Annotated in this window: 17 protein-coding genes; 15 read left to right on the plus strand and 2 right to left on the minus strand. The window is 58.7% G+C overall.

Translation table 11 applies throughout. From position 1 onward, the window contains the following. Positions 1 to 107 precede the first annotated feature (107 nt). On the plus strand, positions 108 to 686 hold the full coding sequence (locus tag AAID99_RS09915) for a hypothetical protein (protein ID WP_188425678.1): 579 nt from the start codon (positions 108 to 110) through the stop codon (positions 684 to 686). Positions 687 to 778: 92 nt separating this feature from the next. Continuing rightward, on the plus strand, positions 779 to 1264 hold the full coding sequence (locus tag AAID99_RS09920) for a hypothetical protein (protein WP_188425677.1): 486 nt from the start codon (positions 779 to 781) through the stop codon (positions 1262 to 1264). A gap of 259 nt (positions 1265 to 1523) precedes the next feature. Here AAID99_RS09920 and pspF read toward each other — a convergent pair whose 3' ends face one another. Then, a complete protein-coding gene (gene pspF / locus AAID99_RS09925) occupies positions 1524 to 2606 on the minus strand; it encodes a phage shock protein operon transcriptional activator (RefSeq protein WP_188425676.1) in 1083 nt (360 codons plus the stop codon). Between the two features lie 134 nt (positions 2607 to 2740). Here pspF and pspA point away from each other — a divergent pair, with 134 nt between their 5' ends. From pspA to AAID99_RS09990, 13 genes are all read left to right on the plus strand, one after another. Next, positions 2741 to 3427 carry a phage shock protein PspA gene (gene pspA, locus AAID99_RS09930; RefSeq protein WP_188425675.1) on the plus strand — a complete coding sequence of 229 codons (687 nt, stop codon included), beginning with the start codon at positions 2741 to 2743 and terminating at the stop codon, positions 3425 to 3427. 41 nt (positions 3428 to 3468) lie between these two features. Then, entirely contained in the window at positions 3469 to 3723 is a 255-nt protein-coding gene (gene pspB / locus AAID99_RS09935; RefSeq protein ID WP_188425674.1) for an envelope stress response membrane protein PspB, read from the plus strand. Then, positions 3720 to 5108, plus strand: coding sequence for a hypothetical protein (locus AAID99_RS09940; protein ID WP_188425673.1), 1389 nt, complete (start codon positions 3720 to 3722; stop codon positions 5106 to 5108). Before pspB ends, AAID99_RS09940 begins: the two co-directional genes overlap by 4 nt. Next, positions 5105 to 6304 carry a GIN domain-containing protein gene (locus AAID99_RS09945; RefSeq protein WP_188425672.1) on the plus strand — a complete coding sequence of 400 codons (1200 nt, stop codon included), beginning with the start codon at positions 5105 to 5107 and terminating at the stop codon, positions 6302 to 6304. Before AAID99_RS09940 ends, AAID99_RS09945 begins: the two co-directional genes overlap by 4 nt. 61 nt (positions 6305 to 6365) lie before the next feature. Continuing rightward, complete coding sequence (locus tag AAID99_RS09950; protein WP_498493748.1) at positions 6366 to 7775, plus strand: GIN domain-containing protein; 1410 nt, start codon at positions 6366 to 6368, stop codon at positions 7773 to 7775. A 110-nt stretch (positions 7776 to 7885) separates the two neighbouring features. Continuing rightward, positions 7886 to 8671, plus strand: a complete 786-nt coding sequence (locus tag AAID99_RS09955; RefSeq protein ID WP_188425670.1) for an MlaE family ABC transporter permease — start codon at positions 7886 to 7888, stop codon at positions 8669 to 8671. Continuing rightward, positions 8668 to 9456, plus strand: coding sequence for an ABC transporter ATP-binding protein (locus AAID99_RS09960; protein ID WP_188425669.1), 789 nt, complete (start codon positions 8668 to 8670; stop codon positions 9454 to 9456). Before AAID99_RS09955 ends, AAID99_RS09960 begins: the two co-directional genes overlap by 4 nt. A gap of 80 nt (positions 9457 to 9536) precedes the next feature. Further along, entirely contained in the window at positions 9537 to 10919 is a 1383-nt protein-coding gene (gene radA, locus AAID99_RS09965) for a DNA repair protein RadA (protein ID WP_188425668.1), read from the plus strand. A 264-nt stretch (positions 10920 to 11183) separates the two neighbouring features. Continuing rightward, entirely contained in the window at positions 11184 to 12554 is a 1371-nt protein-coding gene (locus tag AAID99_RS09970) for a hypothetical protein (protein ID WP_498493750.1), read from the plus strand. Between the two features lie 94 nt (positions 12555 to 12648). Further along, the gene (locus tag AAID99_RS09975) at positions 12649 to 13257 is read left to right on the plus strand and encodes an IMPACT family protein (RefSeq protein ID WP_498493751.1); all 609 of its coding nucleotides are present in this window, start codon (positions 12649 to 12651) and stop codon (positions 13255 to 13257) included. 100 nt (positions 13258 to 13357) lie between these two features. Further along, on the plus strand, positions 13358 to 15481 hold the full coding sequence (locus AAID99_RS09980) for a M3 family metallopeptidase (RefSeq protein ID WP_498493752.1): 2124 nt from the start codon (positions 13358 to 13360) through the stop codon (positions 15479 to 15481). Positions 15482 to 16134: 653 nt separating this feature from the next. After that, the gene (locus tag AAID99_RS09985; RefSeq protein ID WP_498493753.1) at positions 16135 to 18822 is read left to right on the plus strand and encodes a TonB-dependent receptor; all 2688 of its coding nucleotides are present in this window, start codon (positions 16135 to 16137) and stop codon (positions 18820 to 18822) included. A 3-nt stretch (positions 18823 to 18825) separates the two neighbouring features. Beyond that, positions 18826 to 21123, plus strand: a complete 2298-nt coding sequence (locus tag AAID99_RS09990; RefSeq protein WP_498493754.1) for a Ca2+-dependent phosphoinositide-specific phospholipase C — start codon at positions 18826 to 18828, stop codon at positions 21121 to 21123. Positions 21124 to 21138: 15 nt separating this feature from the next. Here the strand turns inward: AAID99_RS09990 and zapE are convergent, their stop codons facing one another. Then, on the minus strand, positions 21139 to 22260 hold the full coding sequence (gene zapE, locus AAID99_RS09995) for a cell division protein ZapE (RefSeq protein ID WP_498493755.1): 1122 nt from the start codon (positions 22258 to 22260) through the stop codon (positions 21139 to 21141). Between the last annotated feature and the right edge of the window lie 128 nt (positions 22261 to 22388).

A 22388-nucleotide genomic window follows, 5' to 3' on the forward strand; every position in this document is an offset into this window, starting at 1 on the left:
AGCCAACGTATTGCACTACAATGTGATTCGTGTCCGATCTATATGAGGTTTATTTTCACACGCCAAAATCGGAATGTATTGACATTCACGAATACAGCGAGACAGAGATGAGAAAAACAATAATCCTGTTGGTCACCACTTTATTATGTGGCTGCGAAACACAGATACGACTCAAATCCTTTCAAAAGACAGACGCGCCAATCAGCGAATCACATCGAGTGTTCTTCTTCTCAAATATGATAGATGAAAAAGAACATCATGATAAAATTCTATACGAAGATTTTTCGAAAGAATTCGCAAAATGCAACGTAAAAACTGACATATTCTATTATGGCCAACTTCGACTGGACTGGAAAAAAGAACTTCACACTGCAACAGAAAAATTCCAGCCAGATAAAATAATCACAATCAGAGCCGATAATCTGGAGATGGGCGCATATAATTACATCATGTCCGAAGATCTTTATGTAAACGTCTACCAAATACCAGGGAAGAAAATCTGGTCTGGGCGCTATAGCGTCGGTGTCGGCAGCTTGCTAATGGGAAAAAAGAAAGGCCTTCAATCACGCTTTGATACACCCAAAATAACCGATACTATTTTTCATGCTTTCCATTCCGCTGGTCTCTTCCTGAATTGCGATGCTCGGACTGAGTCGAAAGACGCAACGACGCAGGTAGCAAAATAAGAGCCGACCTACCGGGAATTGAAGCAATGAAAAGATTGATAGCCCTATTGTCTCTTGCCACTCTCGCGTCGTGCGGACCGAGCGTACAATCCGTGCAAGAGCTCTCCGATCTCGATGGCATCTCCCCTGCGAGACATATCCTGCTGATAGATCAGATCAACGGTATCCGCCTGAAGCAAGGTGCGCATATCCTTAAAGCACTCAACAAAAGGATGAATACCTGCGGGGTAATGTTCTTTGCCAGTGACGATGAGACTGCAACAGATCCCGACATGCCAGCCACGAAAGAGGCGGTCAGAAAGGTCGATGCCGACAAGATTCTCATCCTCAAAAATCGGATGTCACTCTACAATGTAGCTGGGCTGGCAGACGAAAAGCTCGTCACCTACATCTATGACGTTTCCAAGGCCAGATATGTCTGGGCAGGAGAGCTGGCTATCGCGATCCCGCACACCTCCCTCATGGGAATTCCTCTCGATAGCCACGAAGACGCTGCCGGAGAAATTGCTGACCAAGTTGTCAAATCTCTCTCAGCAAAGAAACTGGTTCCCGAGTGCTCTCGCCAAGCGCGGCCATGACATCCGTATGAACACCCCGTTTCCGCACTTTCTCCTCTACGTCTTTCAGCGGCGCAAGGCGACGGTCCAAAAGCTTCATGAAGAGAAAGATACGACCCAGACTGCCATCTTGTACAAGGCAATGAAAATCAAAGGGAGAAATACGCCATTTTGTGGCAAATATCACCCCTGATTCCGGCGCGTCTCGATAAACGCTACCGCCCTACGGACTTGGCATGGTATTTGCATGAAGAACTCCATGACGTTCTTCGCCCCTCTTTCAATCCGTCGGACCGACCGGCTTTCGCGCATTGCGATCGGCCAGGCCGTGCTGTCGGAGCAAATGCCTGAGCTGATAATAGGTCAGGCCGAGCGCCGTAGCGGCCTGCTTCTGGTTGAAGCGGGCGTGACGCAAAGCGTGTTCGAGCAGATTGCGCTCATAGGCGCGGATGGCCTCGGTAAAACCAAGCCCCTCGGGCAGGGTGTCGGGCATGGCTTGCGGGGCTGGAGCTTCACGCGCAGGCAGCGGAGTGCTTTCAGGCTCTGGCGTGGCAAGCGGCCGCAGCCAGTCCGGGCCGTTCCTGAACGGATCGAACACGATATCGTCGAGGGGCCTCTCCGGCCTGTCCATGCGATAGACGCTTCTCTCGACGACATTACGCAGCTCACGGACATTGCCGGGCCAGTCATAGCGCATGAGGGCATCGCGCGCCCGGTCCGAGAAACCGGCAAAAACCTTGCGCCCCAGACTGGCGGTCATGCGGGTGGCGAAATGCTCGGACAGGATCAGGATATCTTCCTGACGGGCGCGCAAGGGCGGCAGCATGACGACATCGAAAGCCAGACGGTCGAGCAGATCGGCGCGGAAATCGCCCTTTCGCGCCATAGCGGGCAGATCGGCATTGGTCGCGCCGATCAGACGCACATCGACATGGATGGTCTCGTTGCCACCGACGCGTTCGAAACTTCCATATTCGATCACGCGGAGCAGCTTCTCCTGCACCGCCATGGAAGCCGATGCGATCTCGTCGAGAAAGAGCGTACCGCCATGGGCCTGTTCGAAGCGCGACAGCCTGCGACGCTGGGCCCCGGTAAAGGCACCAGCCTCATGACCGAACAATTCGCTGTCGAGAAGACTGTCCGGCAGAGCCGCACAGTTCAGCTTGATGAGCGGCCTGTCCCAGCGCGGAGAGAGCAGCGCCAGTCGGGCCGCAACGAGCTCCTTGCCCGTGCCGCGCTCTCCGATGATCAGGGCAGGACGGTCGAGGGGGGCCAGGCGCGAAATATGGTCGAGCATCTCCAGAAAGGCGGGAGATTGTCCGATCGGTGTCGGGTTTTCATCGTTTCTGGGGGATCGTGCCATTTTATGGCCAGTCTCGCATCTCACGCCTCGGGGCCCACATGTTTCACCCCGTATCGCGTCGCTGACAAGAGAAGCTGGTGTTCTCCTGCGATCATTTCCTGTTAAAATCGTTTCAGCAAAGAAAGAGCATCACAATGGGTATCTTTTCCCGCCTCGCGGATATCGTGAATTCCAATCTCAACGCCATTCTGGCCAGCGCAGAAGACCCGGAAAAGATGATCCGGCTCATCATCCAGGAAATGGAAGACACGCTGGTCGAAGTCCGCAGCCAGGCTGTCACCATGATTGCCGAACGCAAGGGGCTCGAGCGCCGCGCCCGCGCCATGGTGCAGGAAGAGGATGAATGGCTGCGCAAGGCCGAACTCGCCCTGACCCGCGACCGTGAAGATCTGGCCAAGGGCGCGCTCGCAGCAAAATCGACCATCGAACAATCACGCAAATCGCTCGAGCAGCAGATCGCTCAGGTCAATGAGAGCCTCGACCAGCAGCACGATGATATCGGCAAGCTGCAGGCCAAGCTGGCAGATGCGAAATCGCGCGAGAAATCCCTCTCCCTGCGTCACAAAGCCGCTACCAACCGCATCAAGACGCGTGAGCGCCTGTACGATACCCGTGTCGAGAATGCCTTCAACCGTTTCGAACAGGTGGAACGCGCGCTTGACGCGCTCGAAGGGAAAGCTGAATCCTATGATCTCGGCCGTGGTCCCGGTGGCACGCGCAAGCCGAGCCTGCAGGAAGAGCTGGCAGGACTTGAAACGGATATGGCCGTCGAGAACGAACTCGAGGCGCTGCGGGCCAAGATCAGAAACCGCCAAGGGTAAAAGACAGCAATGAGACGCGTTAAGAGCAAGGGTGGCCGGTTATGAGTCATGGTTCAGCAATCGATCTGGGCGATCTGGTCGCCCTTGCGGCGGTCGTCATGCCTTTCGTCATGGTCATGTATATCGTGACCATTCGTGCCCGCTCCCGTGCCACGGCCAGCAAGCTTCAGGAATCCGACCTGGCAGCGCTCAACATGGCGCATGTCCAGGCCCGGAGACTCGAGGAACGTGTAGATCAGCTTGAGCGCATTCTTGATGAGGATGTGCCGGGATGGAGGACACGGAGCTTCTCATGATATCTGTCCGCCTGTTGACCCCGCCCATGCAGCGTATCGCTCTGACGGCTCTGCTTCTCTCCGGCCTTGCCATGACCACGCCGCTTCACGCGGCGCCTCAGGTCGTCATGGATGCAGAAGACCTCGATCTGAGCGTACCCTGTCTGGGGCGCTTCGAGATTACGGTCGACCCGGCCATGAGCGACGGGGTCTCGATCGACAGTTCGACAACAGGCGGCGCGCATCTCACCATGCGCACGGGCAAGACACAGGGCTCTTCCAAGGTTCTCATCACCAGCAAGAGCTGCGCCCCTACTGCAAAGGTCTCGATTCTTGTCGCCCCCAGCGTGGGCGTTCTGATCCACGACAGCCACGATACGCATTTCGTCATCAACGGCACGCTGGCCTCTCTTGAAGCCAGCCTCGAAGCCGGACAGCTCGACGCCGATACGATCCAGTCGCTCGACCTCAGCCTGCGCGGTACCGAGCAGGTGCATATCGCTCATCTCAATCGGGCGGCGCAGGTTGTCGAAACAGGGGCCTCTGGTCTTGTGGTCGATCATGCCGAGCTTGATGCGTTTTCGGCCCAGCTTTCCGAAACCAGCCATCTCACCGTGACGGATGGCCGTGTCGACGTGCTGACGCTCATGGTCGAAAACGGGGCCAGCGCCCGCCTGGGCGGCACGCTCAACACCGCCACGGTCTCAGCCAATGGCACGGGCCTTGTCGCCATTCCGACGGTCAGTGGCGCCCTGACACGTACCGGCAACGTGCAGGTAGGCCCAGTGGCCGCCGCAGCCGTTACGCAGCCCTCCGCCCCGATAGCCGCACAGCCTGCGCCGCCTGTACCTGCGGCACCGGCCGCCCCGGTCATCACCCCGCCGGTTGCGCCGGTTGCCCCGACCGTTTCGGGTGTCGGCGTACCGGCAAGCCAGACACAGCCCCCTTCGCCGCCAGTCGCCCCGACGAAGCCGGTCTCCCCTTCTGCGCCCCCCGCTTCGACGCCCTCCTCCGCTGTTTCGGGCAGCGCGAACCTGCCGCTTCCCCCCGCGACACCGGCCTCGCCGAGACCCGTCAATGGAGCGACAGTCTCGGCTCCCGCCACGGCGTCGCCACCCACACAGCCTGTGCCACAGCCTGCCACGCCGACAACGCCCACACCGGGCGCGTCCACCGCACAGCCCGGTCAGAACAGCCCTGCCGTTCCGGATGAGCAGCCCTGGGCGGTTTCCCCCACCGATATCCCCTCCACCGGGACACAGGCTCCGCAAGGCGGGCCAGTCAACAGCCAGACTACCCCCGCTCAGGGCAGGACCCAGCCTGACGGATCGACGGTCAACACGACTCCGGCGCAGGCACCAGCCACAAGCGCTACACCGGCGGCAAAGGGAGATCAGACAAGGTGATACGGCTCAGCCTCAGCCTTACGCTCGTCATTGGCGCGCTACCGACACTCGCTCTTGCCAGCCCGGATACGCCCAAGGCGGCGCTGGATGCAGCGCCTTTTACCCTGACGCTCGAGGCGCCATGCGCCTCGGCCATCACGGTTGAAGGCGCAGCAGGTGAGCAGGGTGCGGCGCTGCTGCCAGAGGGTGACAAGGCGCCAGAGGGGCTGTCCTTCACCTCGGATACCCATTCCGCCACCCTCAGTGGGCAGGAATGCACAGGCCCTGCCCATCTGCGTGTTCCTGTGGGCACCGCCATCATCGCTAGGATGAGTCGTTTCGGCACATTGCGCATTTCCCGCGTCGATGGGCCTCTTTCTGTCACGCACAGAGGCAGCAGTGAGGTCACCGCCGATCAGGTGACGGCACTTGCATTCGACGGAGGCGGCTTCGGCGCGCTGAAGCTCGGCTGGCTGCATGGCCCTGCCTCCATTACCCTGAACGGTAGTGGTGATATCATGATCGGTCGGGTCGATTCCCCCAGCGTTGCGGTACGGTCAGGCGGCTTTGGCAACATCACCCTGTCTGCTGGCAGGATTGCCGCACTCGACGCCCATCTGCATGGCTCGGGCAATTTCAATTTCAACGGCGTTGCCCAAAAAGCCACGCTGGAAGCCACCGGCTTTGGCACCATCACCGTTGATACAGTGACGGGTGAGGTTCAGAAGGAGGCTCATGGCGCGGCTTCGGTGACTGTCCGCCACGAAAAGGCGCCGCCCAAAAGCCCCCCAGCCACCCATCCTCTGCTGACCCTTCCTGACGGGACGGTGGTGACAGACCATGATCTGGTCAAACCCGACGGGACGATCATCGCCTTCGACAAGGCGGAAGCCGAAGATGACGAGGCGGCAGATACGGGGCAAACCTCTCAGGCGCCGCACCATCATCATTCTGCGGGCTGGCTCTTTCTGCTGGGCGTGGTGCTTTGCGTCGCCCAGCGCAAACGGATTGTCCCGCTCATGCGCCGCATCATGGGCTCACGGGTCGTCTCTTCAGACCGCCAGCCTGCCTTCGTGACAGAGCAGCCTGCAATCGCAGATCTGACTGAACGGCTCAAACGTCTGGAACGACGGGTGGGTGACGTCGAGCACTGCGTGACCTCGCGTGATTTCCATCTGCATCGCGAATTTCACACCCTCTCTCGCCGCTGCGGGTGAGAAACGAACCGATTATGCTGACGCCCGATACGAGGCCTGCAGGAACAAAGGGAAACACGCCGTGAACCGTCTTCACCTGAGCGCTCTCTCTCTGATTCTGGTCTCGACTATCCCTGCCCAGAAAGCGCTGGCGCAGGCCGCAGCGCCCAGCTCACCCGAGGCCGCCCTCACCGCAGCGCCCTATACGCTGCATGTCGGAACCAGCTGCATCGGCACACTCCATATCCAGGGTGCTGCCGGGCTGCATGAGCAAGCCGATATGCGTGATGTGCCGTCCGGGCTGTCTTTTCAGGCCGGATCGCATGATGCCTGGCTCACAGGCAGTGCCTGTGGCGAGAACGCAACCATTCAGCTTGTAGCCGGGGCAGCGATCGTCTCGACCACCATGAATTACGACGATCTGAAGATCGACTGGGTCGAAGGGCCGCTCTCGCTGCGTCAGGGACGCGGCACGATCCATGTCGACAAGGCCAGTGCCCTGCTCTATCGCGGCGGCGGCCCCGGCGACCTCATCATGGGAAGCCTGACCGGCCCGGCAACCATCGCCATTTCAGGCCCGGGCGATATCCATATTGAAAAGGCACAATCTCCCTCGATCATCATCGGCTCCAGCGGTCCGGGCGATGTCGTGATAGGGGGTGGCTCGGTCGATCAGCTTGCCATCACCCTTTCCGGCCCCGGCGATGCAATTTTCGACGGTGCGGCGCGCATTGCCACATTACGCACCAGCGCGTCAGGCGATATCCGTGTGCATCAGGTGGTGGAGAAAGAACACACCCATTCGAGCGCGAGTGGCGAGATAGAAATTGCGCACTCATCCGGTCACAGCGAGACGTTCACCGGGTCTACCAACAGCAGCATCACGAATAACGGCACGCGCATCACGTCTGATGACATGCTGCTGCCTGACGGAACGCGCATCAATGCCCATCGCATGATCAAGGCCGATGGCACGATCGTCGATTTCGATGCGCTGCGTCATGCTGCCAGCGAAGCAACGCCTCCTGTGCCGCCGACACCGCCAGAGCCTCCTGAACCGCCCGAGCCGCCAACCCCTCCGGAAACCACAGATAGCGCAATGCACGCCACGACCATTCACACGCATACTGACAGTCACCCTAAGACCGAGGCATCTTTCAGTGTCTCGACCGATAGTGGCAGCATGACCTCAGGGGTGATCGTTCTGGTTGTGCTGGGGATCGTGCTGCTGCGTCGGCGGATCATTCCCAGACTGATCCCCCTGCTGCACGCCGCCAATCCGGCCCTCGCGAAACGGCTGGAACCGTTTCTTCTCTCGCTCATGACGCGTGTCACCACGCCCATGCCGCAAACCCAGCTGCCGCAGCTTCTCGACCTGACCGAACGGCTGCGGAAGCTCGACCGGCGTATCGGGGCAGTCGAGACCTGCGTGGCCTCTCGCGACTTCCATCTGCACACGCAGTTCCGCGATCTGGATCGCAATAGTGGCTGAGCAGGCAGCAGCCCATGCCTGTGCCCAAAGGGCGCAGCAAGGGCTTTGACGTGACGCCCCAGTCAGGCTAGGGCTTGAATCATGATCCTCCTTGCTGGCGGCTGCTGACCGTGAATTTCATCCTCGATCCTGTCGCAGCCATTGGGCGTGCCTTTCTCGGCATCGTGCGCAAGGCCGGCGCGTTGGCACTTTTCGCGCTGGCAGGCCTGTCTCATCTGCTCCGCCCCCCTTTCTACTGGGGGGTGTTTTTCAACAGCCTGATAGAGATCGCCTTCTATTCGCTGCCTGTGGTCGCCCTGACGGCCATTTTCTCGGGTGGCGTCATTGCCCTGCAATCCTATGCCGGATTTGCCCAGTATCACGTACAAAGCGCCATTGCCGGCATTGTCGTTCTGGCCGTGGTACGCGAACTTGGCCCCGTGCTGGCCGGTCTCATGGTAGCGGGCCGCGTGGGCGCCGCCATGTCGGCTGAAATCGGCACCATGCGCGTGACCGACCAGATCGACGCGCTGCGTACGCTCTCGACCGACCCGATGAAATATCTGGTGACGCCGCGCCTGCTTGCGGGCACCCTGGCCCTGCCGTTTCTGGTACTGGTGGCCGATATTCTCGGTGTGCTGGGCGGATTTACCGTGTCTGTCTCCAAGCTCGGTTTTGACCCGCAGAACTACATCATCGCAACGTTCAACGCGCTGAAGCCGCTCGACGTGATTGTCGGCCTTTCGAAAGCTGCCGTCTTCGGCTTCATCATCAGCCTGATGGGGTGCTATCACGGCTATACTAGCCGGGGTGGCGCAGAGGGCGTAGGCTCTGCCACTACCGCCGCCGTCGTTGCAGCTTCGATCCTGCTTCTGGCTTTCGATTACCTCCTGACGGATCTGTTCTTCGCCTCATGAGCGCCCTGCCCAAGATCCGCATTCGCGGCCTGACCAAGTCCTTCGGCTCAAAAACGGTGCTGGATGGCATCGATCTCGATGTCGAGGCCGGTACGTCTTTCGTCGTCATCGGCGGGTCGGGCAGCGGTAAATCGGTGCTGCTGCGCTGCATTCTGGGGCTCATCACGCCAGATTCCGGCACGATCGAAATCGATGGCGAGAATGTTCTGACCGCGACGCCTGCACGACGTATCGCCCTGATCGAACAGATCGGCATGCTGTTCCAGAATGCGGCCCTGTTCGACAGCATGAGCGTGGCAGACAACATCATGTTCGGTCTGCGTGCCAAGGGACGCGGCAAGGCGCATCGCCTGACCAAAGCCCAGGCGCGTGAACAGGCGGGCGATATTCTCAAACAGGTGGGTCTCGACCCGACGGTCGGGGCACTCGCGCCTTCAGAACTGTCAGGGGGCATGCAGAAACGTGTCGGCCTCGCCCGCGCCATTGCAGGCACACCCAACATCCTGTTTTTCGATGAACCTACGACGGGGCTCGACCCCATCATGGGCGCTGTGATCGACGGTCTGATCGTCGATTGCGTCAAGCGTCTTGGCTCGACCGCCATTGCCATCACCCATGACATGGCCTCTGCCCAGCGCATCGGTGATCAGGCCGCCATGCTCTACCACGGCAAGCTGGTCTGGAAGGGCCTCGCTTCGGAACTGATGAACAGTGGCAACGCCATGGTCGATCAGTTTACCCATGGACGCAAGGATGGGCCGATCGGGATGGAATTGCGGAAATAGAGCACCCCCTTCGTTCTTGTTATGTTTCCACGCCTGCCCTATCTTTCAGACTGAACCTCTCGCCTGAAAGCCCCCCCAGAATGGCCAAACGCCCCACTGCCCGTTTCGTCTGTCAGGCCTGCGGCACGATCACCAGCAAATGGTCGGGGCGTTGCGATGGGTGTGGTGAATGGAACACCATTGTCGAAGAGGCGGTCGAACCCACGAACCGTGAGAGCCGAAAGCGCGCAGGCAAGCTGACACTCATGCATCTCGACGGCGATCTCACCCCGCCGCCGCGCATTGAAACATCGATTGCCGAGTTCGACCGTGTGCTTGGTGGAGGGCTGGTACCTGCCTCTGTTGTGCTGGTGGGCGGCGATCCGGGTATCGGCAAATCGACGCTGCTGCTGCAAGCCACCTGCGCCCTCGCCAGGGCAGGGCGGCGCGTGCTGTACGTGTCGGGCGAAGAAGCCGTAGACCAGATACGCCTGCGCGCGCGGCGCCTGAAACTGGAAGCGCCGACGCTCGATCTGGCAGCCAGCATCAACGTGTCGGAAATCGCGAGCTCGCTGGAACAGGACCGCGAGCATAATGTGGTGGTCATCGATTCCATCCAGACCATGTGGCTGGAAACCATCGAAAGTGCGCCGGGCTCAGTAGCGCAGGTGCGCGCCTGTGCTTTCGAGCTGATACGGCTTGCAAAAACAGTTGGCTTCTCACTCGTGCTTGTCGGCCATGTCACGAAAGAGGGCGCTCTGGCGGGTCCGCGCGTCCTGGAACATATGGTCGATGCGGTCATGTATTTCGAAGGCGATCGCGGCCATCAATTCCGCATCCTTCGTGCTGCGAAGAACCGTTTTGGGGCGACAGACGAAATTGGCGTTTTCGCCATGACCGATACGGGGCTGACCGAAGTACCCAATCCGTCTGCCCTGTTTCTGGCCGAAAGACGCGGCAATATAGCAGGCTCTGCCGTTTTCGCAGGCATGGAAGGCACGCGCCCTGTTCTGCTGGAAATCCAGGCGCTCGTTTCCCCGAAGGCCGGAGAGGGCGCGGCACGGCGGGCTGTAGTTGGCTGGGAAACGGCACGACTGAATATGCTGCTCGCCGTACTGGAGGCCCGCTGCGGTCTCAAGATGGCAGGGATGGATGTCCATCTGAATATTGCAGGCGGCCTGCGTATCAGCGAGCCTGCCTGCGACATGGCGGTGGCGGCGGCCCTGATCTCTGCAGCGACCGGCGTACCGACCTCGTCAGGGGCTACCTATTTCGGCGAGGTTGGTCTGTCCGGCGAGGTGCGTCAGGTATCCCAGACCGATCTGCGCCTGAAGGAGGCACAGAAGCTCGGTTTCGCCCAAGCTATCCTGCCGCGCCGTGTCGCGAGTGGCGCCGCGCGCGCCAAACCCCCTGAAGGTCTGGCGCTCAAGGAGATCGGGCATCTCAATGATCTGGTCGAACTTTTCCAGCCGGTTGAAGACTGAACCAGCAGTCTGATACCGGGCAGTCGGGAGCATAGAATGCCCCTATTACTGCTGCCCGGCAGTTTTTACCGCAGTTGCCCGAGCAATTCCTTCATCCAGTCTCATTTGCGCAGATATATCCTTCGTGTAAACGAATGGACCGAGAATTCGACTGGCGCAGAAGCTCTGACTATGGCGGCTTTACGCCCGACTTCTGCTCTTTAACTGCCTGACATGACGCGGGAGAGGTTTCTCCCTTGTCGCTTCATCCCGGGAGAATGCCCTATGCTGGCCGCGCCATCCTCAAATCCGGGCGGACAGCGCCGCTCTCCCTTCTCAATGTTCATGCATAATCGCCAGAACAGACCCTATGATGTCTGGCTGGTCAGCCTGTTTGCCGTGCATGTCATTATTTTTGCCTTCGTCGTCTGGGGCACGGCAATGACAACGCCCTATCTCGACATGCTGACCTGGCAGCATGAAGCGCTTGAGGCGCTGAGGGTAAATGATGGAGCCAATTGGCTCCATCATTTCCTGCTGCCGCATAACGAGCATCGCATCGCCTTTGAGCGGGCACTCACGCTGGTCGACCTCGAAATTGGCGGCGGCCATCAGATCGCCTTCATCGCTGCATCGCTTCTGTCTGTTCTTATCATAGCCGGATTGCTTTGGCGCATCCTGTCAGAAGGCGCCTCGAACAGGGAAAGGCTGCTGGCTCTCCTTGTTCCGATGCTGATTCTGAGCAGCACCTCGGCACTTGATATCGGCGTACCGATCAACTGCGTCTATCCGATTTCCCTCGTCTTCTCTGTAGCCGCCATCGTGCTCTTTGCACGTGCCGTGACCGCACAGCAGAACGTCACGCCTCTTTTCGCAGGGGCTATGCTCTGTGCGCTTCTTTCGCCATTCAGCAACATGACAGGCCTTGGAATCTGGCCCGTGCTGCTTTGGCTCGGCTGGCAGGCCAAAGCAAAACAGTCGATCCTCGCGGTCATACTGTCTCTGGCAGTTATCGAAACGAGCCTCTATCTGTGGCACGACTCAACAGCGCCTGCAGTGCATTCAGGCGCACACGGCATTGCCGCGCTTGAGCGTATGATCGCCTATGCCGGTATCTTTCTCGGCCTGCCTTTTTCGAGGCTTGCAGCCCTCGCCCTGCCTGCCATGGTGTTCGGCCTTTGCCTTGGGCTGGTTGCTCTTGCCGTGCTTGTCAATGACTGCCTGCGCAGGAAGACAGCCACACGTGCTTCGCTTGTCTCAACCGGGCTGATCCTGATCGGTCTCGGGGTCGCCCTCATGGCGAGCCTCGGCCGCCTCAATGAAAACGTCGAGCTTATCGCTCCGGCGCGCTACGCGCTTTATGTCGTGCTGCTCCATGCAGGACTGATCATGCGCGCGCTCGTGTGGCTCCGCTCGCGCCCTTGCTGTGTTGGTCAAGCCGATCTGAAAACAGCGACAGGCTTTGCGTTACTCCTCGTTCTTTTTCAGATGGCGTCAGGTCTGGCCGGAGTCAGGGCAGCCAGCGACCTTCGTGCCGTCGTTCTCTCCTGGCAGCCAGGGATGCAGGACGCGCGCTACGTAAAGCTGATCTTTCCGGAACTGTCCTATGCCGTGAAGGTGCACCAGGAGGTGGAGGATTTTCTCTCAACGCGATAAATCCCGGACAACCTGCGAGACCGGAACACACTTCTTGCAAGAACGCGGCGACCCTGCTTCTTGAAGTCAAACAAACAGGACAGGAAGACCCTTCATGACCCGGACCCTGGTAGCCGAAACGCAGCTGGATACGGTGGTGAAGAAGAGCCTGTTCCGCGTTCATGCTGCGCCCATCGCCCATGAGGAAGAAGCCGTCGCTTTTTTCGAACGCGTCCGTGAAATCGACGCCACCCATAATTGCTGGGCGTGGCGGCTTGGCGCACGCTATCGCAGTTTCGATGATGGCGAGCCGGGCGGAACAGCGGGACGGCCCATCCTGCAAGCCATCGATTCACAGGAATTCGACCGCGTGGCCGTTATTGTCGTGCGCTGGTTCGGGGGCATCAAGCTGGGTGCAGGAGGGCTTGTGCGCGCCTATGGCGGGGCTGCCGCTTCCTGCCTCAAGCAGGGCGACGCCATCGAGATCGTGCCCATGCAGCGCCTCGGTTTCCATGCGTCCTTCGGGGTTCTGCCGATCATCCAGGCACGTCTGAACGAGTGGAGCGCACTGCAGGAGAGCTGCCTGTTCGATGAAACCGGCGCGGGGCTGGAAATTTCCGTGCCGCTGCGCGAGGCCGAGACTGTCAGAAACATTTTGCAGGATCTGTTGCGCAGTGCCGCCATCAAGGTGCTCGATGAGGAGAATGAGCCCGGCTTCGAGTAGGCGCCAATCGAAGCGGAGGTGAAACGACCATCGGGGTTTGACGCTCCCCTCTTTCCTTCCTACGGTAACATATCATGTTACGATCGTAGGATCCTTTTTCATGCCCGTTTTCAGACACGCCGCCGCTCTGGCGGCTGTTGCCCTTCCCCTGCTTTCCTCCACCGCGCTGGCAGCCCCTGCCAACCCGCTCTTTCAGGCAAGCCCCCTGCCCTATCAGGCGCCCCCCTTCGACAAGATCAAGGACAGCGATTACGTGCCGGCCTTCGAAAAGGGCATGGCAGACCAGCTGAAGGAAATGCAGGCGATCGCCAACAACAAGGCGGCGCCGAATTTTGACAACACGATCGTTGCCATGGAGCGTTCGGGTCAGTTGCTGGGCCGCGTGCAGAACGTGTTCTACGGTGTCTATTCGGCTGACAAGGATGACGCCATGGACGCCATCGACAGCAAGGAAGCGCCCAAGCTCAGCCAGCATTCGGACGAGATCTATCTCAACCCGAAGCTTTTCCACCGCGTAAAGACGCTTTACGACAACCGCGCCAAGCTGAACCTGAACCCCGAGCAGGCGATGCTGCTTGAGGTGACGTATCAGCAATTCGTCCATTCGGGCGCCGAACTGTCTCACCCTAACCAGCAGAAGCTGCGAGCCATCAACACCCAGCTTTCGAAACTGGAAACGGCCTATAACCAGAAGCTGATCGCCAGCGCCAAGGCTGGCGCCCTTGTGGTCGAAAGGAAAGAGGCTCTTGCCGGGCTTGATGACGGCGCCATTGCCTCCGCACAGAAAGCCGCCGAAGGCCGCAAGCTGAGCGGGAAATATGTTCTGCCGCTTCAGAACACGACCCAGCAGCCCGATCTGGCTTCGCTGAGCGATCGCAGCACGCGTGAAGCCCTGTTCAATCAGAGCTGGACACGCGCTGAAAAAGGCGATGCCAACGATACGCGCCAGACAATTGCAGAAATTGCCCAGCTGCGCGCTGAGAAAGCCGCGCTCTTCGGCTATTCGAGCTATGCCGCCTATACGCTGTACGATCAGATGGCCAAGACCCCGGCGGCTGTGAACAGCTTCATCCACCAGCTCGTTCCGGCGACCGCTGCAGAGCAGCATCGTGAGGCGGAGGAGCTGCAGAAGGCTATCGGCGACGACCATCAGAATTTCGCGCTCAAGCCCTGGGACTGGAATTTCTATGCCGAGCGCGTGCGCAAGCAGAAATTCGACCTCAACCAGAATGACGTAAAGCCCTATTTCGAGCTGCACACCGTGCTGACCGACGGCGTGTTCTATGCAGCCAACCAGCTTTATGGAATCACCTTCGAGCCGCGCAAGGATATCCCGGTCTATAATCCCGACGTCATGGTCTTCGAGGTGAAGGACAAGGACGGCTCGCCGCTGGGTCTGATGTATTTCGACTATTTCAAGCGCGACAACAAATCGGGCGGCGCCTGGATGTCGAATTTCGTGGGTCAGAGCGACCTGCTGAAGACGCGCCCTGTCATCTATAACGTGGCGAATTTCACCAAGGCGGCTCCGGGCCAGCCGCAGCTCATCACGTCTGATGACGTGACGACCATGTTCCATGAATTCGGTCACGCACTGCACGGCCTGTTTGCCAGCCAGACCTATCCGTCGCTTTCGGGCACGGCAGTGGCACGCGATTTCGTGGAATTCCCGTCGCAGTTCAACGAAAACTGGGCAATGGACCCTAAAGTGTTCGCCCATTACGCCCGTCACTACAAGACCGGCGCCCCGATGCCTGCCGAACTGGTCGAGAAGATCAAGAAGGCCGCGCATTTCAATCAGGGCTATGCACTGGGTGAAATCGTGGCAGCGGCCCAGCTCGACATGTCGTGGCACGGCCTGTCTGCCGATGCACCGCGTCAGGATGTCGATCAGTTCGAAGCCAAGGCACTCAAGGAGACCGGTCTCGACGTCGCCAATGTGCCGCCGCGTTATCGCTCAAGCTATTTCCTGCATATCTGGGGCAATGGCTACTCGGCTGGCTATTACGCCTATCTCTGGACCGAAATGCTCGATCAGGACGTGTTCTCCTGGTTCCAGTCGCATGGTGGTCTGACCCGTGAAAACGGCCAGCGCTTCCGTGACATGATCCTGTCGAAGGGTCACACCATGGATTACGGCCCGATGTTCAAGGCCTTCTATGGCAAGGACCCCGAAATCGGCCCGATGCTGGCCCATCGCGGCCTTCTGCCCGCAGCGAAGTAAAAATCCTTTCCACTGTCCGGTCGTATTGCTCTTGCAGCAACACGACCGGACAGGGTCATCTCTGCGGCCACAACAAACGCTTTCTCACGTCGCCCACTATGGGCGTTTCTCCTTCTCTCATTCTCGTGTCTGATACAGGCGCAAACAGGGAGAAGAGCCGGACACTGCCGGCACCCATCGCCCTCGACAAAAAGAGCTCCCCGCAGACAGAGTGAATCTCGATCGCAACCGATCGTTACATTGTGATGTCATTCGACATTTAATAAAGCCTTCACACTCTGCCTGGCTGATTCATTTTAAATATCGATTCGAAACAAGTGGCAGCAATACACAAACATTGTTCGTCATTTTACGGTTTTATGAATCAAGTAAAAAATCAATAGTTCGCCCACGACGCATCGTCCTTTCCGGATCTCGGAATACCTCACTTATATAATAAGGTATTACGCAATCCAGATGGCGGGGAGTGCTCGTGCGCGCTCGTGAGGTTGCGCCCAATGACGTCCTGTAAGCCTGTATTGACCGGTTGCCTGGCCACTCTTGTCGCATTGGGCACGGTGGCCCCCGTAAACGCTCAGAATTTGCATCACAAGAAAAAAGAGGGGCGAAAGAGTGCAAGCCAACCCGTCAGCCCTGCTTCCGGGCTCGCTTCGATGCCTGCTTCAACCCCGACTGGCCCGACAAAACCGCTCGAAAAAGACTCCGTGCATGAGCATATAAAAGTGACAGCCCTACGCAGCGGCACAGTCGCTGCGGCGCTGGACGAGCAACGCCGTAGCACGGGCGTGGCCTCGGTTCTTTCCCGCGAGCAGATCGACCGCGCTCCGGAAACCAATCTGTCGGATATCCTCACCCGTCTGCCGGGCGTTTCAGCCTATAGCAATATGAGCAACGGCCAGGCTGCGACGGGTGAGGCCCAGTACATGACCATTCGTGGCCTCGATTCCAGCTATAATGCCTATACGCTCAACGGCGAGCGCATCGCACCGGCCGACCCTTCGACCCGCGCCATATCGTTCGACATGCTGGCACCTTATGGCATCACATCCATCAAGGTCTCCAAAAGCACGACTGCCGAAACAGATGGCGATTCGATAGGCGGGGCCATCGATATTCGTACCCCGACAGCTTTCGACTTCTCCGGGAATTATTGGAAAATCATCCTCCAGGGGCAATTGAACGACAATGCCGCCCAGACGGGAACACCCGCGCTTGGAGGTACCGCACAAATCGAGTTTGCCCGCCGCTTTGGGCGTGATGGACGCTTTGGTGTCTATGCAACCGGCTACTACTCGTCGAAAAACGTTCTCGCTGATGCCGCAGCGCCAAACAGAAGCTATGTGCCCAGTTTTGCGTCCGAGGCGGGCGTCAAAACACCCGATCAGGCGTCGCAATTGACCACCACACAGCTCAAATATGATCTCTTCACCAGCTCAATCAAACGCTATGGTGGTTCGCTCTCCCTCAACTACAAGGGCGATCGTCACGAGTTTTATGCCCTTGGCACATGGGGTCAGTACAATGTGCAAATGGATGACAATCAGGTCAGCTTCCGCGGAAGCAATTCAGGCTATGGGGCAGATGGTATCTATCGCTCGCAGCTTGGCCAGCGCGCTGGATATTTCATCACAAATGACTCGGCTCAGCTTCTCACTACCCAGAAAATCGGCGGCATAAGCCATCTCGACCGCTGGACCGTCAATTACGATATCTTCAACAGCTATGGCGTGCAGGCCACCCCTAACACGGTCGAAGCCAGTATGTATGGCAGCGGCAGCATAGCCGGCCCCTTCTATCTCGACACCGCCAACACAACCCTGCCTGTCGCAAGCGGCCCCGCTTCGGCCATGAGCCAATTGCGTAACCAGAATACGAGCCGCTTCTGGAAAACGCAGGGTGGAGATTCACAGAGCACGGCAGACATGTTCGGCATCCATGCCGACGCAGCCTATCGCTTCAGAAATGATATCCTGAAATCGATCATTTTCGGCTTCAAGATCAGCGATACCGAGCGCCTGTCATGGTCCCATCCTCTTTTTCATAACAATAATAATTTTATTTATAACGGTCCGTTCTTCGGGGGCCAGAACTGGCCATCCACTAACGCCGCAGGGCCCAGTATCGGCAATATCCCGGGCTATCAGGTTGATGCGTTTGGCGGCAAGCTCGGCGATTTTCGCATCCTCGATCGCGACTGGGTGCGCAATACAACGCTACCTTATAAATATCAGAACGATCCGAATGGTGCCGGCAATTATACCAGGAACGACTGGAACGCGAATACGAGCACCGGCTCGGAAAAGATTTATGCCGGGTTTGTTGCCCTGAATCTTCAGGCGGGTCCGGTCGATATTCATCCTGGTTTCCGTTACGAATACACCGATTTCGGCGGGACTCACTGGCAGTCAGCTGGCGATAACATCAATGGCCGTTTTGTCAGGATCCATCAGAACTACGGTTCACCTCTGCCCTATCTGAACGTCAACTGGCGCCCAAGTGAGTTGAGCGTTCTGCGCTTCTCGGTCCGACGAGGGCTTACACGTCCGGCTTTCGGACTGATCAATGGCGCCACCACACTCTCGACAGATCCCGTTACCAACCAGATCCTGTCCATCTCGCAACCCAACCCCAATCTGCGCCCGACGACCGCAACCATGTTCGATTTTTCGGGCGAGCTCTATAACCGGCATGCAGGCGTCATTTCCGCCTCCGTCTATTACAAGCAGATCCAGAAATTCATTTTCACTTCTGTTTCGAACACCAGCAACAGCGCCACGCTTGGCGGCAATGTGCCTACCAGTTCTTTCACAGATGGCGGGACGCTCTATTCGATGCCAACCAATGGCAAGGGCGCAACGCTTGAAGGCATCGAGCTGGCTACCCAGCAGAATCTCTACTTCCTGCCTGGCTGGATGAGCGGTTTTGGGGTGAACGGCAATGTGACGCTCCAGTACTCCAATGCGACAAGCAGTATTGCGGGCCATGCCGACACCGCCCTGCCGCGCGCGCCCGAGATGATGTATAATCTCGGCTTCTATTACAGCCGTGGTCCGATACATTTCGATCTGAACTACAATTATATCGGTACCCAGCTTCTAAGCGTTAATGCAAAATCTCCCGATTTCTACCTGCAGCCTACGCAGCGCCTCGATCTGAGCATGAAATACAAATTCGGCTGGGGCATCACCGGCACGCTTGCCATGCAAAACCTGCTGAATACCCCCGCCTTCTGGGAAACCTATGGCAAGGGGAAATCCTATCTCGCCTATGATGGCGGGTCTAATGGTGCCTATGTCCGTACAGGACGCATGTATCTCGCCGGGCTCAACGGCGAGTTCTGAAAAATGCCTCTTTTCCCACGCATGCCCCGGGCGCTGACAATCCTCACTCTGGGCGTCAGCCTCCTTTCGCTTTCAGCGGGACTTGCAGCGCCCGGCTCCTTCTCGCCAGACCCGGGCAGGAGCAAGGATGGCTTATCGGAAAGTCACGCCAGCATCCGCCTCGACCAGATACAGGTCATCGGGTCGCATAACTCCTATCATGCAGGCATTGCTCCCGCGCGCCTGGCCCTGATCGCCGAAGACGCACCTCAACTGGCATCGCTTCTCGATTACCGTCATGCAAGTCTGACCAACCAGCTGGATCACGGCATACGCCAGATCGAGCTCGACCTTTACGCTGACACACAGGGTGGGCGCTTCGCCACGCCGCATCGTCCCGGTCATGCCGATGAGCGCTGGCCTCTTTCCCTCCGGGAAGAGGCGGTGATGAGACAGCCCGGCATCAAGGTCATGCATATCCCTGATCTGGACCAGCACGCCACCTGCCAGCCCTTTACCGCTTGCCTCGCTGAGATAAGCCAATGGTCACGTGCCCATCCCGGCCATGTTCCCATATTCGTCATTCTCGAGACTGAACAGCACAACGACATACCGGGCACGACCCCGGTAGAACCTTTCTCGCGTAAAACATTCGACATCCTTGATACCGATATCCGCTCGATTTTTCCGGCTGCCAGCCTGCTGACGCCAGACGATCTGCATAGACCCGACGAGACGCTTGCCCACGCCGTTTCGACCCGCGGCTGGCCTGACCTCGAAAAAAGCCGGGGCAAGGTCGTGTTCCTGCTCGACCAGCGCGCTGACGGCCCGATCTACGAAAAAGGCCATCCCGGACTGCGAGGCCGCATAGCGTTCCCCAACGTGGCGCCTCAGCAGAGTGACGCACCGGATGCCGCTTTCACAGAGCTGAATGACGGGCCAGCAGACGCCATTCCTGCCCTCGTCTCACGTCACTGGCTTGTCCGGGTTCGGGCCGATGCCAATACGATCGAAGGGCGCACAGGCGCCGCAGGTCGACGTGACGCGCTGATGGCAAGCGGGGCTCAACTGGTCAGCACAGATTATCCCGATAGCGAGCCGGCACGCTGGAGCGGTTATCATGTCGGGTTTCCTGCAGGGGGGGCAGCGCGCTGCAATCCGGTCACGCAACCGCGTTTCTGCCGCGATGACAGGCTCGAACCCAATGGGGCAAATCATCTCGTACTAAGCCGTCTGGTGCTTGTCATGCGCCATGGCATACGATCTGCCCTGAACGGACAGCACCCTTCACTGGCAACATTACCCGCCTCATGGCCTGTCTGGGATGGGCGCGCGGGAGACCTGACACCCCGCGGCGCGAGAGCCTTGTCTGCGGCAGCGCACTCTCTGAGGGAATGGCTGAATCTGAACGGCCTGTTTTCCGCTGCGACTTGCCCTGCATCGGGGCAGATCGTCATTCATGCCAATACCGAGCCACGAACCATCGCAAGTGCCGATGCCTTTGCACGAGGGATAGCGCCAGCTTGTGCTGTCACGGTCGATCATCTCCCGATAGCCATCGCCGACCCGCTTTTTTCACAGCAGATACTCTGGGATGGCGCGACCGACATGACGCGCCTTATGGCGGCCATGCCCGATCCGAACGAGGCTTTTGCTTCACAGGGCAACGCACTCACCCTGCTTGGCACTATCATGAACTGCACGCAGCGTCTTTGCCCGTTCCTTCATGAGCCGAATCATATCCGCCTCAGTCACGGCAGGGGCGGTTTCATTCTGTCAGGTTCGATCAACGAAGGCTCGTCCTATGCCGAGGCGCTGGAACTCGGTTTTCTCGATGGGAAAACATTGCCCGATCACGCCGGCAAACCGGTCGACGCAGCGATGATTGAGACACTCTCCGGCCTGCATGCGGCCATGCTCGACGCTCTGGTGCGACCGAGACCGCTAGCCTCTCTGACCTCCCGCCCGCTACGCGAGGCGATTATCAGGGATCTGACGACGCCCGACAGACCCAGGCTCAAAATCTATATGGGGCATGACGACACCATCGCCCCTTTGCTCGGCATACTCGACATCAATGTCAGGGCGCCTGGCTATGCCCAAAACGAGATTCCCGTCGGGGCTGCACTCGGCTTTGCCCTTTACCGAAGCCAGAGCGGTCGCAGCGTTGTCCGGGTGCTTTTTCTCTCGCAAATACCAGAGGCGGTGCGGCGCAATCCCGACCATGCCTCACTCCTCACGAGTTATCCGGCTGTTCCCGCCTGCCGGATGGAAGACGGAAGCTGCGAGATACAGGAACTGACAAAGGCACTTGCCCCCTGAAGGGCTGGCCCGCGCTCAAACGGCCCATCCGCTCGAACGCATTTCATCGAGACGTGATGCTGTGCGTTCAAATGCCTTGGCGTTTTCACCCGTCTGATACAGAGCTTCGGGCTCAGCTGCGGCGGTGGTAAAAAGAACCGTATGACTTTCATACATGACGTCAATCAAGGTGATGAAGCGTCGGGCCTTGTCATACTGATCGGGCACCAGTGCCGGAATACCCTCAATGAACACGGTTCTGAACCGACCAACAACAGCCAGATAATCGGCAGGCCCGAGAGGCTGGCCGCACAACGTATCGAAAGTGAACCAGGCCTTGTCTCCATGGCAGGAGGGCACAGCAATGCGACGTGACCCTATCTCGACCGCACCCGGTGCGGCCTCGCCCCCAGTCATGGTCTCGAATCTCTGCCGAAGATGGGCCCGACTCTCTTCCGTATCCGGCACCAGCCATCTCTGTGCGTCGATGTCGCGACCCCGCCGGTAATCGCGTGCCGATTCAAGCGTGAGAACGGTCATATGTGCCGAAAATGCCTCGAGATAAGGCCGCATCGTGGCGCGGTTCTGTGCCTGATGTTTCATCAGATCCACTGGCGCCGTGTTCGATGTGGCCACGACAACGGTTCCAAGCTCCATCACCATATCCAGCAGGCGCAGCACGAGCACGGCATCTGACATGTCGTTGATCTGGAATTCGTCAAAACACAGCAGGTCATTCTGCCCATGCACTTTCTGCGCGAGTTCGCGCACCGGGTCTTCGCGACGCTCGCCACGGCTTTGCCCCTTGTGCAGCGCACGAAGGACTTCCTGCATGAAGACATGAAAATGAATACGCCGCTTTTTGGCGACCGCAACCTCGCGACAGAAAAGATCCATCAGCATCGTCTTGCCACGACCGACTTCGCCAACAAGGTAAAGCCCCTTGATGGGAGCCGGGCGACGCTTTGCCAGGCGCGAGAAAAAGCTGTCCTTTACGCCGTGGCGCGCCTGGAGTGCCTGCGCCAGTTGATCCAGAGCCGTGGCAGCGCGCGCCTGCACGGCGTCAGCTTCGATCTGTCCCTGCTCGATCAGACGTCGATAGGCCTTCGACACACTGCCTGAAGGACGGCTGATGGCGGCAGGATTCAGTTCTGACATCGGGCTCTCTCTGCTGTCGCTTGTCCGGGTTCTACCGGGCTCTTCAATCAGTCCTATCACGCGGGAAAGCGTAACGCGCCCCTGAAACAGCGTCACGCCTTGGTGAGACGATACAGATGCGAAAGCCT

Source organism: Asaia sp. Ae19-3 (assembly GCF_059801175.1).